At 41.4% G+C, this 14080-nt stretch carries 12 protein-coding genes, 1 tRNA gene and 1 pseudogene; 2 read left to right on the forward strand and 12 right to left on the reverse strand.

All coding sequences use genetic code 11. From position 1 onward, the window contains the following. Positions 1-55 precede the first annotated feature (55 nt). From ACSSWA_RS06345 to ACSSWA_RS06380, 8 genes and pseudogenes are all read right to left on the reverse strand, one after another. Positions 56-967 (reverse strand): restriction endonuclease, encoded by a 912-nt coding sequence (locus tag ACSSWA_RS06345; protein ID WP_437355720.1) that lies wholly within the window; start codon positions 965-967, stop codon positions 56-58. A gap of 556 nt (positions 968-1523) precedes the next feature. Beyond that, positions 1524-1823: pseudogene (locus ACSSWA_RS06350) on the reverse strand (HigA family addiction module antitoxin). A gap of 500 nt (positions 1824-2323) precedes the next feature. After that, the gene (locus ACSSWA_RS06355; RefSeq protein WP_437355721.1) at positions 2324-2818 is read right to left on the reverse strand and encodes an anthrone oxygenase family protein; all 495 of its coding nucleotides are present in this window, start codon (positions 2816-2818) and stop codon (positions 2324-2326) included. A 132-nt stretch (positions 2819-2950) separates the two neighbouring features. After that, positions 2951-3904 carry a hypothetical protein gene (locus ACSSWA_RS06360; protein ID WP_437355722.1) on the reverse strand — a complete coding sequence of 318 codons (954 nt, stop codon included), beginning with the start codon at positions 3902-3904 and terminating at the stop codon, positions 2951-2953. Between the two features lie 779 nt (positions 3905-4683). Then, a complete protein-coding gene (locus ACSSWA_RS06365; protein ID WP_437355723.1) occupies positions 4684-5247 on the reverse strand; it encodes a hypothetical protein in 564 nt (187 codons plus the stop codon). Positions 5248-5544: 297 nt separating this feature from the next. After that, positions 5545-6603, reverse strand: a complete 1059-nt coding sequence (locus tag ACSSWA_RS06370; protein ID WP_437355724.1) for a serine hydrolase domain-containing protein — start codon at positions 6601-6603, stop codon at positions 5545-5547. A gap of 373 nt (positions 6604-6976) precedes the next feature. Then, on the reverse strand, positions 6977-7744 hold the full coding sequence (locus ACSSWA_RS06375; RefSeq protein ID WP_437355725.1) for a hypothetical protein: 768 nt from the start codon (positions 7742-7744) through the stop codon (positions 6977-6979). Between the two features lie 204 nt (positions 7745-7948). After that, positions 7949-8371 carry a hypothetical protein gene (locus ACSSWA_RS06380; RefSeq protein ID WP_437355726.1) on the reverse strand — a complete coding sequence of 141 codons (423 nt, stop codon included), beginning with the start codon at positions 8369-8371 and terminating at the stop codon, positions 7949-7951. A gap of 410 nt (positions 8372-8781) precedes the next feature. Here ACSSWA_RS06380 and ACSSWA_RS06385 point away from each other — a divergent pair. Continuing rightward, a tRNA-Arg gene (locus ACSSWA_RS06385) sits at positions 8782-8856 on the forward strand. Positions 8857-8877: 21 nt separating this feature from the next. Beyond that, positions 8878-9168 (forward strand): hypothetical protein, encoded by a 291-nt coding sequence (locus tag ACSSWA_RS06390; RefSeq protein ID WP_437355727.1) that lies wholly within the window; start codon positions 8878-8880, stop codon positions 9166-9168. On the opposite strand, the gene mgtE is transcribed toward ACSSWA_RS06390, so the two are convergent. The 4 genes from mgtE to ACSSWA_RS06410 form a co-directional block, all read right to left on the reverse strand. Continuing rightward, entirely contained in the window at positions 9165-10547 is a 1383-nt protein-coding gene (mgtE, locus tag ACSSWA_RS06395; protein ID WP_437355728.1) for a magnesium transporter, read from the reverse strand. The genes ACSSWA_RS06390 and mgtE overlap by 4 nt on opposite strands. 89 nt (positions 10548-10636) lie before the next feature. Further along, entirely contained in the window at positions 10637-12217 is a 1581-nt protein-coding gene (locus ACSSWA_RS06400; RefSeq protein WP_437355729.1) for an aldehyde dehydrogenase family protein, read from the reverse strand. A gap of 56 nt (positions 12218-12273) precedes the next feature. Continuing rightward, a complete protein-coding gene (locus ACSSWA_RS06405) occupies positions 12274-13026 on the reverse strand; it encodes a LytR/AlgR family response regulator transcription factor (RefSeq protein WP_437355730.1) in 753 nt (250 codons plus the stop codon). After that, on the reverse strand, positions 13026-14072 hold the full coding sequence (locus ACSSWA_RS06410; RefSeq protein ID WP_437355731.1) for a sensor histidine kinase: 1047 nt from the start codon (positions 14070-14072) through the stop codon (positions 13026-13028). The genes ACSSWA_RS06405 and ACSSWA_RS06410 overlap by 1 nt, the downstream gene beginning before the upstream one ends. Positions 14073-14080 lie beyond the last annotated feature (8 nt).

Below are 14080 nucleotides of genomic sequence, written 5' to 3' on the forward strand. Positions count from 1 at the left end.
TGTGGAGCGCCAGCGGAACATGCGTCCACTGCGCCCGGTTGTTATGATTCTCTTTTTATTCATCTGTAAAATAATCTAAATCGACTTTCTTGACCTCGTATTTGGCAACCGGTGAAACACCCACGTCATTGTCAATCATGTATTGGGCAAGTTGTTCGCCATCAATAAGAATGATTTTGGTATCTATTTTACTCACATACTCTAGAGCTTCTTTTGAAAAATTCGATGTTGTGATAAATATGCCTTTCCTTGCTCGCTGTCCTTGAAGAGCTCCCGCAAACTTTTGTATTTCTGGTCTACTGACGGTATTTTCCCATCTTTTCGCCTGAATATAGATAATATCTAGGCCAAGCTTGTCTTCCTTTATGATACCATCTATTCCTTCGTCTCCACTTTTGCCTATAGCCTGTCCAGCATCTTTCCGACTGCCTCCATATCCCATTTTGACGAGCAACTCGACGACGATTTTTTCAAACAGACTTGGGGGGCATCGCTTAATTTGCTGCAAGATTTCCTTCGCAAGGTCCTCTCTTAGATTTTCATAGGCGACCTCCAATGCCTCTGCTGGAGTTTTTTCCGATTCGTCCTTGCTGTTTTCTTTAATCTTGCCTTGTGGTTTTCTCTTGCGTTGCCTAAACTCCCTGAATTCTTTGAACCGCTCCAGAAACTTTACATCTATTTTTTGTGGAGTTTTCTTTAAAACTTCAATACCTCTATGGCTGATTCGGAAATATCCTCTTCGCGTAGGTTCGATTAACCCAGCTTGTTTCAAATATGTTCTAGCCCAGGCCACTCGGTTATCGAAGATGGCCTGTTGTCCGCTAGGGAGCATTTGCTTCAGTTCATCATTTGTCAACTTGAATTGCGTTGCAAGATGATCGATGGCCTCTCTCAGGGAATGTTCCTTTTGATCAGCAACAAATTCAAGAAGAGGAAGCATGCAGCTTTGGTAATCAGGAATTGCCATTCAATATACCTTTTTCATCTTTTATCATAACTATTACTTATACTGCACAAAATATTTAATTGGGAAACGATATACTGTATTCTTATGCAGCATATCATTCCGATTATTTCGTTTTGCTTCAAAAAACACAATATTAAAAAATAGAGTCTGCATAATATTATTCCTCAACCGTATCAGTCTGACGAACCACAGTAACGCTTATAAAAATAAAACCCATTTCGGTCAGTTTGTTCGGATTTGCCCATCGGGGCCCTCATTGCTTTACTTCTTAAACTGAAAATAAATTTATTCAAACTTATTGTCAACATATTTTTCACGGATATCTGCAAGATATGCGTCGACTGCTAAATTAGAATAGAGCGCGTGATTGAGGGACGCGGGGTTGGGAAGGTTAAGTTTGGTATTTTTTGTTTAATCGGTCCGTATATAAATCTGTCTTAATATAATAACTGTTTCCGGCAGAGTTCGCGGCGGTTTTCGTATTGAAATCCCTTCTACCGGAATATGAAATATCCGGTTATTGAGAACCGTAATTTTAATCTATTCCGGACTGATTCTATGCCTTTTGCTGCGGCGCGTTTGTTTTTATTTTTGTCAGTATCTCTTGTTTGTTTTTCTTTCTTCTTCGATATCATAATCGTTTTGAAGACCAAGCCAGAATTTTGCTGTCGCCGAAATACGATGATAATCTCAACGCCGTATCGGCGGTAATTCTCCTTTTACCTTTAATTATCCGTGATATACGAGTCTGCGGTATACCGGTATCTTTTGCTAATTTGTAAGCAGTAATTTTAAGAGGAAGCAAAAACTCCTCGAGTAAAATCTCTCCCGGATGTATATTCTCTAATCTTTCCATTTTTATCCTCCCAATATTAATGATAGTCCACTATCTTAACATCGTGCGCATTATTGTCAATCCGTCTGAATACAATTCTCCATCGGTCGTTAATTCCAATACTTTAAAAATCGGAACCCCGTAATTTTTCTACTGGCGGGATATTGTAATAAGCGTTTACATTAAAAGCAAGACTTATTCTTATTTTAACCGCCGTAAATCCTTTGATTCCGTTCACAACTAAAGAATGAAATACAGCAAAAAACCCGCCTGTCGAGTAATTATTATCTCCGCACGTTTTTAAATTAAACAAATCAATTCTTGGCAATTTGTTCGAAAACGCTCATTTTTGCCATACCATACTCTATGGTAAGTTGAAACCAATTCTACGCAAACTTATTGTCAATAAAATTTTTTTAATGAATGCGCAAAAACGCATATCCTTATAATCCGGGAATAGAATGCAATCGCAGATCGCCTGCAGGAGAGTTTATCTTTCAAATCAGAGCGCTTACGTTAAGTCATACGTTAAGCAGCAAAATTATTAACAGTATCGAAGCAACGGATGAAGATACCGTTCTTATTCTATTCCAGCGATTCCAACGCGCCTCAAAATTATTTCGAACGGCTTGACATGCCGCTTCGTCTTCCGTATCGGTATTAATCAATTGCAATTTATTATTTAAAGGCACATTGATTATTATTGTCGGGACGTGAACTCCCGCTAAAAAAATAATAAAAGAGGACAGTATGATTATTGAATTATACTTTTCCAATTCCTGGAAACCCAGTATAACCGTTATGCCCAAAGCCGCGACAGAACCTAACCATAGAATTATGAATATCGGTTGACGGTTTTGAATTACGTTATCAATTACCTGAAATGTTTTAATAAATTCCCTGTTGCCAAGCGTTTTTATACCCGGCATTACAACAATCGTAAACGCCAGCAAAAAACCCGCTACAAGCGAGCAAAAGAATGCCGACGTCATCAGAAAAACGTGAAATAAATTCATTTATTACCCCGAATCAGTTAATATTCATTTATCAAAGAAAAATCTCAATCGCAAAGCATACATTTACCGTTTAATAAAAGCGCGGACTTTATGCTGATCCGTATCTTTAACAATCACTAAACAGAACGCTTTTTATTTTGGACGGGCAAATATAATCCCTTTAAGCCTGTCGTATTTATCGGAATCAGGAGCGGAGATATTATCGCCTGAAGTCAGGTTGTACCAATATTTACTGTTCAGGCTCCATTTATAAGCGTAAGGTCGTTTGTGCGCGTTTTCGCTGATTAAATATTTCATTTTGCCGAATCCGATTCCGCTTTTATTACCGTTAAGCGCTTCCGCTATGGGTTTGGAATTCATCGTACGCGTGTCAGCCGTCTTCGTGTGAGCGCTCGAAACGGCATCCATCACTTGTATTAAAACCGAATTATCGCTATTCACTTTGCCAACATCCCAGGCAATCATAACATGACCAGTGGTTGGATTTTTCGTATCTATTCTCCAATTATCGTCATACCTGGCGGCAATAATATCGCCTCTCTGCAAAGAATCGATCGAAGTGAAAACCTTCCAGTATTTGTTTTCGGCGGAAATATTGTCCGGATTTACGAGAATTACGTCTCTGAAATAATCATAAAACGAAGCAGCCAAGGGTCTGCTCGGCTTTTTCCTCGTTCCGTTTGTTTTCATTATACTCGTTAAGTGATCGACTAAATCCCGGTAATGACCGGGCAAAACTTTTTTGATAGCAATTATTCCTACAAATCCGCTGCAGTCGTATTTGTAAATTCCCTTTTGTTCGTCTATAACGCTGTCTTTCGAATGCACGTATTTCGTAACTTTCATATTATTCCAAACGTCAATACATCTGTTAATAAGCTTTGCCTGCGGAGAGTTGCCTGCTGCAGGGGTAAGATTGGGAACAACTTCGCCCGCGCCCGTCAACGAACCTTCGAGTTCGTCTTCCAGAATTTCATAATCGGAATCTGAATCGTCAATTTCACCGCCGCTTTCAACCGAATCGCAGCCTATCAGCGCGGCAATAATCATTAAAAGGCTTCCGAATAAATACGCTCTTTTAGTCATTACAACCTCCTCTGTATACTAATTAAGAATGAATTTATATGTTTATCCCGAATGTCCTAAATAAGTATACACCGCTGCGGTCTGTAATTTTTTTCGCCGGTATCCGGTCGGGAAGGGAATCGGGTATTTGCTTCTCGGCGCGGGACTCAAAAACCGGTTTTTATATTTTTTACAAACGACCGGAAAGGATTTCTTCCGGCTGCTTACAGAAAACAGAAATTACGTTACGTCCTAACGCCCGGACACGCGCTCTATTTTAACATGCTTTGCCAGGCAAGCGATGTGAGGGAATTTGCAATGAAGCCGAATTCGTATTCGCCCGGGTTCTTAATATTTTATACCGTTTCCAATTCTTTGTAATTATCGATTACAAAACCTTTGATAGATGATTGATTTTATGAAAAACAATTTCTTGAATATTCGGACTCCCCGGATGCCCTTTGCGACCGGAAGTATGAGGATTGTTTGTTATCAGATGCGCATTTTCCACTTAATTTGCGGTTTTGTAAAAAATTTTTCCTTTCTTAACTACTTTTAATTCATGCGAAGTACAAACTGAACATAAATATAACATAATTATTATAATAATCAATCTTTTTCCGGGACAACGGAGTTACATCCGGCATTTGCCCCTTCAACGGCGACGACGTACGGAACGGTTTTTTGTGTCTGTTCCGTACGAATCTATACATTAAAGCGTAATCTACAAATCCGTTTCTCCTGAAGTTAATCTATCATAATCTATTAGTCTTAAAAAATGATCATTGGCGAAAAACAATTCATACGTTTAGAGCCATTACCGTTTCCCTGTATGCGGCGGCGACTAACAATTGAACTCCGAGACAAAAACAAAAAATCTCGGTACCGGACAATCTGATTTCCCGCCAACTTTTGATTTTTATGCCTTTCCATTCCCGCAAAGTATAATCGTAAATACCGATTCCGGCAGTAGCGGAAATGGCAAGAACGTAGGCAGTCATTTCAATGCCGCCGATGCTCATGCCGAGAGCGGCGCCGTCTAATGCATTAAACTGTCTTAGGTCGGAGGCTGCAAAAGAATTTGTGCCGGATACAAGTCCGCTAGTAACTGCCAAAAGGACATTGACAAAATAACCGGCAGGCATTCCGTACATGCGCTGCAGATTCGAAAGCGAGCAGACCGGAAAAACAACTCCCAGATTAAAAAGAAGCGTAAGCGCAAATTCTTCCGAAAAGAATTTGCCGACGCAGTCAAAGAACCGATGGCAAACTGCGGACTTCCGCGCATAAAGCCTTCGGGTAATAAATAATTTCCGGCAAGAAAAGAAATCATATGCAGTAACGAATGGAGTCCGTACAACCACAAAAACCTTTTTAGAACGTTTTCCCGTATTTCTCCGCGTTGCCCCCGCATAATTTTACCTCCGTAAAAAACGCCCGGGAATTTATTTCTTTATTTACACCCCGTTCTGCGGCGCTCAATTTGTCCGCTGCTGTTTAAGACGTAAATTTAAAATATAAGCAGACAGTTTATTAGTCAATGAAAAATTAATACGGAGCGTTTATCTGCGTTTACCGGGAGGGCTTTAAGGTATACAAATCTAAGAGGATTGTCCGGGGAATATCATTGCGCGGTTCCGTTATCCATCGTTTCTTCGCCTCTATGATAAAACAGTTGCGCTATCAATTATTTTTTTCAGTATATCGACTATTCGATTATACATTATTTCCGACATATTCCAATTGTAACCGTCAAAGTTTACCGTATTTGTAAATTGCACTACTACGGCGTCTATATCTTGATGATATTCGGCGATAGTCTGATAACCGGGAATCAAACCCGTATGCCCGTATTCATAAATCGAGGAATAGATTTCCCGTTCTTTTTCATCTTGAAAAACAGAACCGTCATTAAGCGCGCGAATAAATTTGCTCAGGTCTCCGGCGGTCGCAAGCATCGATGCGTTGTCGTCCGCCTTCAAGTCGCTTTCGTAGCCGACGTAATATCCGCTCATTACGTCATCCAAATTAACTTCTTTAATAGAACCGTATGTATTATTCAGATTCAGCGGTTCCAATATATTTTCTTTAATATACCGGAATTTGCTTTCCCCTGTAACTTTTTCGATGATTTCAGAGAGCAACAAGTAATTCGTATTGCTATATTCATAATCCGTATCCGGTTCGAAGCCGGCAGGTAAATCGAGTATCAAATCCAATCGCTCCTTATCGTTCTGCTTCGGATGCGCCCAGTAATTGTATGTTCGCGTGTAATCGGGTATTCCGCTGCGATGCCGCGCCATCATTTTAATTGTTATTTTATCGGCGTTTTCTATTCTGTCCGCCAGTTCGGGAAAGTAACCGGAGAGAGTATTATCCAACGACAAACGTCCTTCATTCGCCAATTTGGCGATTGACACTGCCGTGTATAACTTGCCCACGCTCGCTATTTTGAAGAGCGAATTGGGATCCGCGGGAATTTTGTTCTCTCTGTTTTTATAACCCGAAACGTAAAAATCCGTTCGATTCCCTTTCGTATTGACGCAAACAATTATACCGTCGAATCCGCATTCGGAAGCTTTATCCGCCTGCAACTGAACAGCTTCGGGAAGAGGCTCTATCCATGCCTTTACAATAGGCCAGGGAACGTAATACAACGAGATAATTGTTCCGACGAACAACAGTATTTTTATGATTCGTTTCGACTTTATTTTATTCATTTGTTTACTCCTCGTCTTTAAAAAAATCCGGTATAACGTCGAACCCGTTATTAAATTTCCGAAAATCGTTGCGCAAATCGTTAAAGTCGTCAAATCCGCAAAATCATTCGAAATCGATAGATGAACAAGTCGGAAAACATTGATGGAATTATTATGCCCGCCGGACTAGTTTATTCGCCGCGTTTTTCCGGTTCGGTAAAAAGAATTATCGATATTAGTAACCACATTTATCCTGGGCGTTATCAATTGCCCGCAAATACCGGCTTGCAAGTTACGCAACTATTACATTAAATATCATAATTATTACAAGAAGGTCATCCGGTAAATACGGAAAACGGCGTCCTGCGGGAGTTCCTTAATCTATCCGGAACCGTCAGGGTTCGTTTTTCAGAACCGTGCTGAAATACATTTCGCCTCTGCCTCCGAACAGCTTTATATAAACGGAGTCTCCGTATCTTTTTGAAAACCGTTTGACCAGGTTTCGGGTTATCAGCGTGTCCCCTTCGAAAGAGCGGAGAAAAAATTCGCCGTACGGCATGCCAAGAACCGAATGCGTGTCGAAATTGCCCTGCGAATCGATATCGAAATACGTATATTGACCCGGTTTGAGATTATGTTCTTTGGCTCCGAGAATCTTTAGCGAATCCAAGAATAACCCGTAATGATCAGGACGTATCGATTCGGCTTGTCCCCAAATTATATACGCCGGTATTCGTAATATTGTATTTTGACGACAAATAATAATATTGTTCGGCCGGATTTTCATATCGAATGATTCGTACGAAACAGTTATAACGCCGGTAATCTCCTTGCCGTTTATTATAATCCGTATCGTATAGGAACCATTCCGGAGTTCGCCCAGATTAAACGATACGGAAGCGGGCATTGAAATCGCGGGACCAACTTCGGGCAGTATTATTTCTTTAAGTTCGACTCGAATCGAATTGTTTATTATACTAAGACTTCCGTTAATTTTTGCGCCGCCTTGCGAATAGATTCTTTTAGTATAGAATGAAAGAGCCGCGCTTCGTTTTCCCGGTTTAATTTCTTCTTTAATACCCATAATAATTTGAGAATCAATCGGCTCAAGCGGTACGATTACGCTGTCTGTCGGCTCGTAGTATATTGGGCTGGTTAACATCCCGCCCTTCTCATTACAACTTACGAATAAAACGGCTATTGCCGCGACGCTCGATATTGTTATCAAACATCTCATTTTACTTCAAAATCAATTACATCTTTCAAAATAACAGTTGCGACGCCGGGACTTTACTTTTTCTGAAAAGCAGCCTGCATGCCTGCGGCAGAGCGTACGGATTGAACGGTCGGTTAAAACGCTGTAACTTTAAAAACCTTTAAAGGTTATCTGGTAATTGGAACTTCTTGCTTTTTCAATTAATTTATGAAATTCATCAAAGCCATTAACTCCTAATATCTTTTTCGATTTTGTACGAATAACTATTTTTTTTGAAGTATGATTTTCTATGGAAATGATTTCATCAAATCTTATTTTTCTTTTTTTATTGAATATGTTATACAAAATCAAAAAATCTTGATATATATCTATTTTGACTGGACGATTGAAATATATTAACCAATTCCAAAACGCAAATCCCCAAAAAGGCAGAGCCAAAAGAAGTTTAATATTATTAATCTCTGCATACTTAAAAAATATTATTAATATTATTACAAAAAATACCGGGAAAACCCAAAGACTGTATTTTAGCGTCTTATTGAGTTCAATAGAATATTCTGCTTCTTTACTCATATTTTTACCCGTGTTATAACTATTAATTATACTGCACAAAATATTTAATTGAGGAATAATATCCCGTATTCTTATGCAGCATATCATTCCGATTATTTCGTTTTACTTCAAAAAACACAATATTAAAAAATAGAGTCTGCATATTATTATTCCCCAACCGTATCAGTCTGAAGAATAATTGTAACACTTATAAAAATAAAACCCATTTCGGTCAGTTTGTTTGAATTTGCCCATCGGGGCCCTCGTTGCTTTACTTCTTAAACTGAAAATAAATTTATTCAAACTTATTGTCAATAAAAAATTTCCGGCGCGCGATTACGGATTCTTCTGATAATCCTTTTAAGTTAATCCGCATTTGTATTTGTCATTTTTTGCGCAAGGCGATATATTTCGAAGTGGAATTTGGAAATGCCCCCGTAGCTCAGCGTGGATAGAGCAGCGGTTTCCTAAACCGCGTGTCGGAGGTTCGAGTCCTCTCGGGGGTACAAAACTTATTCGAGGGAAACGTGAAAAAATTATTGACCACTCTGATTTTCGCTCTGGTGGATATAGTCTGCTTTCTTCAGGGCTCCGTAATCCTTGTATACGCCCTCCTTCATGTAAAATACAAAGTGGAAATAGCGCGCGCCGAAGGATTTAATTCAGTCGAGCTCAATAATCTGCCCGTCGCCATCGGCGGATACTATTACTATCCCGAATCGTATATTAAAATAGCTATGATCGGAATCGGCCTGATTGTAACGGGCGTTTTAATGCGAAGCTGGCGCAAAAATTATATCGAACCGCAAAATCTCTAAGGCAAAAGCGTCCCGCTTAACATTATGTGAGCTACTGTAAAATAAATTACGATTCCCGTTACGTCCACCAGAGTTGCGACAAACGGAGCAGACGAAGTCGCCGGATCGAATCCCAGTTTTTTCATTATAAAAGGAAGCATCGAACCCATTAAACTGCCCCAGGCTACCACCCCGATAATCGAACAGGCGACGGTAATCGCAAGTAAAATCCAATGCTCGCCGTAACTGTAACCCGCATATTGCCAGACGGTAATTCGTATAAAACCGATAATTGCCAGAATAGCGCCAAGCATCAATCCCGTTATTATTTCCCTCCTGAATACATAGAGCCAATCTTTCAAAGTTATTTCATTCAAAGCCAGTGCGCGTATAATAAGCGTTGAAGCCTGCGAGCCGGAATTGCCGCCGCTTGAAATAATCAACGGAAGAAAAAGCGCAAGCACTACTGCCTGACTTATTTCGTGTTCGAAAAATCCCATTGCCGTGGCGGTAAACATTTCGCCTATAAAAAGAATGCTGAGCCATACCGCCCGTTTTTTAATCATTTTCATAACAGGCGTATCGGGATAAGGCTCTTCGAGCGCTTCGACTGCCGCGCTCTTATGAATGTCTTCGGTGGTCTCTTCTTCGGCAACGTCGAGCACGTCGTCTACCGTGACGATACCGACCAATACGCCCGACGAGTCGGTAACGGGCAGAGCGATTCTGTCGTATTTCTTAAAAACTTCGATTGCAGTTTCCTGGTCGTCGTTTACTTTCAGCGAAACAAAATTTCCGTCCATCAATTCCGATACTTTAGTATCGAGCGGAGCCAGCAGAAAATCCCGAATCTTAATATCGTCTATTAATTTTCCCCTGTCGTCCACTACATATAAAATGTTCAATGTTTCTTTGTCGTGTCCGTATTTTCTGATATAATCGAGCGTTTCCTGAACCGTCCAATTTTCCCGGATAGCGATATAGTCGGGAGTCATTAAACGCCCGACGCTGTCTTCCGGATAGCCGAGCAGCTGCTGGGCTATTTTTCGTTCTTCGGGCGTCAGGTAGCTGATCATCTGTTTGACGACGTTCGGCGGCATCTCTTCGAATAATGCCGTACGGTCGTCGGGCGACATCTCGTTGAGAAGTTCTGCTATCTTTTCCTGACTGAGGGATTTGATTAAATCTATTTGAGTGTCGTAATCAAGATATTCGAACACATCCGCGGCAAGCTCCTTCGGAAGAAGCCTGAATATCAAAGCCCGTTCGTCTTCTTCCAGATTTAGAATTAAATCCGCTATATCGGTAGGATCCCAATCTATTAGAATGTCCTTGAGTTCCGAAAAATTTCTTTTTTGAATTAATTCTTTGATTTCGGGATTGACAAGCATAGTAAGCATAAGTCACCTCCATTGAGTGGCGAGGTACTGAATTGATTAAAATCGGCAGGTCAAAATAATACTTTAATATTAAAAATCACACTCTAAATTCAATATTTCTTAAATTCCGCTATAATTTTATTTATCTCATCCTCGGAGATGCCGCTGCCGAACTGTTTGTTTGATTCTTTTTTCGTAAAAGAAGAATTGAAAGAGCCGACAGGCGGATTGCCCGCACGCGCTCTCAAGCGTTCTTCGATAATATTCGTAAATCCGGAGGCTCCCGCTTCCGTCCTTCTAACTCCGGTTCCTTCCAACGAATCGACCGCGTTGCCTTTGTTAACCGGATTGGTTTCGAACGCCAGAGTTTTAATATTCATCAAATGAGAAGCCGTAACGTTTTCCGAAATAATCGAACCTCCCCACGTGCCGGGTCCCAAAGTCATCGATGGCGTTAATCCCGTCGTGTATCCGACGGCGCCTACGGACGAAGGCGTGTTTACCACGATACGAAACGCGGGTTTTTCCAACGCAAATTTCAATATGATTTCCCTGTCGTTCGAATGGATTGCCATCGTGTGACCGATGCCTCCGAATTCGAGCAGTTCTATCGAACGGTGGCATCCTTCGAGCCATCCGTCAACCGTATAAAACGCCAGTATGGGCGAGAGTTTTTCGATCGAAAGCGGTTCGTCTTTGCCGACTTTCGTACATTCGGCAATCAATACCGTCGTGTCCGGAGGGACTTCGAAACCTGCGTAGGAGGCGATCCACGGAGCGGGTTTGCCCACTATATCGGCGTTCAGTTTGGCGCCTTTGGCGACTCGTTCTTCCAGAAGTTTCTTTTCTTCGGGATTTAAGAAATAACACCCGAGTTTTTTGGCTTCTTCGATAACTTTTTCTTTGATCGGACGGTCGACAATCATCGCCTGTTCCGAAGAACACAAAACGCCGTTGTCGAAAGTAGTGCCGTAGACAATATCCGCCACGGCTTTTTTAACATCGGCGGTTCTTTCTATAAAAGCCGGAACGTTGCCCGAGCCTACGCCGTAAGCAGGTTTTCCCGCGCTGTATGCCGCGCGCACCATCGGAGTGCTTCCCGTAGCAAGTATAACCGCAATGTTCTTATCGTGCATCAATGCGTTCGTGCCTTCTAGCGTGGGAATAGTCAACGTCTGGATTAAACCCGCCGGAGCGCCCGCTTTTTCGGCGGCTTCGGATAAGACATTCATTGCTTCGGCTGTCGATTTAACGGCTTTCGGATGAGGACTGGCTACAATTCCGTTCCTGCATTTCAACGATATAATCGCTTTGAACATTGCGGTCGACGTCGGATTGGTCGACGGAATCAAAGCCGCCACAACTCCCATCGGCTCTGCTATTTTAACCACTTTGCCGTTGCTTCTTATATCGATTATACCGACGGTTTTGAGGTCTTTAATCGAATTATAAACATCCCTCGTGGCAAACTGATTTTTGATAATCTTGTCCGATACTTTGCCGAAACCCGTTTCCTCGTGAGCCATACGCGCGAGTCTTTCGGCTTCGCGAAAGCCGGCTTCGCTCATCGCTTCGACTATTTTGTCCACCTGCTTTTGATTGAAATGCTTGAATTCCATCTGAGCTTCTTTTGCGCGAGCGGCTAAATTGCGAGCCAGTTGAATCGACTGAAGGTCTTTATCGAAGTCCATTTGCTTTCCGAATTTTTCCTCAAATATAAGGACTCCCTTTTCAAAGGTCAATTAAATTACCCGTTCATTATTTCTTTCAGTTTTTGATAACCCGATTTGCTGACGGGAATCTTTGCGCCGTCTTTAAGGATTGCCCTGTAGGATTCTTTTTCGAAGAGTTCGAGCTGCTTGACGGCGTCGAGCCGCGTTATGTAGGAACGGTGCAGACGGATGAAATTCTCGGGGTCCAAATTCTTTTCGAACCACTTCATGGTTTTCTGCTTGAGGAAATTTCCCCTCGCCGTATGCAGCATTACATAGTCGTCCTGCGCTTCGATATAATTTATTTCGTCGACGGAAATAATAAGAATATTATTGTTGTGTTTAACGACCACTCTTTCGAGCCGCTCGCCCTTTTCCCTGTCGGTTTCTTTCAGTTTATTCAGTTTGTCCCGTAGATCCGATTTATTGCCGATCGATAATTTTGCTTTGTCGAGCGCGTCTTTGAATCTTTCTTCCGAAAACGGTTTCAACAGATAATCGATTGCGTTTACTTCGAAGGCTTTGATGGCGTATTGATCGAATGCCGTAGTAAATACGATAGCCGGAGGTTCGTCGATCAATTCGAGCATTTCGAACCCCGTTATTTTAGGCATTTGAACGTCGAGGAAAATCAGGTCGGGTTTAATTTCGTTAATCAACTTTATCGCTTCGAATCCGTTCGAGCACTCGCCGGCAATTTCGAATTCGTCGTACTCCGAGAGATACCGGGACACAACTTCGCGCGCGAGCTTTTCGTCGTCTACAATCAGCGTTTTTATCTTTTTCATTATTTCTCCGGTATGTAAATATTCACCCTGAAAATTCCGCCGCTTTTATCCGTGGAAATCAAATTCTCGTTGTCGTAAAAGAGTTTGAGACGGTTTTTAATATTCTTCAAACCGATGCCTTCGCCTTTGCGGGGAACGGCTTCAGGATCGTAATTGTTTTCCAGACTAATTTTGAGGAATCCGTTTTCTCTTTTGCATTTGAGTTTAATGGTTACTTTTTCGACGCTCTCGTACACTCCGTGTTTTATTGCGTTTTCGAACAGAGGCTGAAGCAGCATGGCGGGAACTTCGCCTCCGCGGCAATCCTCGTCGCATTCTTCGACGTAATCGAATTTGTCCCCGAATCTTACTTTTTCGATGTCGAGATAGAGCCGCGAATTTTCGAGCTCTTCTTTCAGGGAATTTGTCCGGTTTTCATTACGCGATAAAGTGCCTCTTAAAAAAGAGGAGAGTTTAATCGTCATTTCCCGCGCTTTTCCCGGATCGCTCAACGTCAGAGAAGCGACTGAATTGAGACTGTTGAAAATAAAGTGGGGATTGATTTGATATTTAAGGGACTTCAATTCGGTCTCTTTTACAAGCGTCCTCAGTTCGGCTTCCTTCAATAATTTATCGTGAAAATTATTGTAATAAATAAGAACGTAATCGACAGAGATAATTATTACGTAGAACATAATGCCGGCAATCGAACGCCAAATCAAACTGTCGTTCAGCATTGTCAAATAATTCCCGTCGTCGATAATGTTCGAAAGAATAAAATACGAAGCTCCGAGCCAGAAAGCCGTAATTATTGCAGCCGAGGCTATATGATTAAGTATAATCTTGTAGGCGGGATAATTGTCGAGCGAATTGAAATTTACCATATACCAGAAACTGAGTCCCACAAAAGCGTAAAGTCCGTTAAATACAATGCCGTCGGCAATCGAATATCCGAAAGGCATATCCACAATAAAAAGAAGAATGAGCGACTGCGCCGCCGCAATAAATATCCAGAGCAGGAAATAGATTAAGAGCAGCTTTTTATTTTTGATAAACGGATTAATCATCACGGTTA

It is taken from the genome of Melioribacter sp. Ez-97 (assembly GCF_051488665.1).
In the GTDB taxonomy this organism is placed as follows: Bacteria; Bacteroidota; Ignavibacteria; order Ignavibacteriales; family Melioribacteraceae; genus Melioribacter.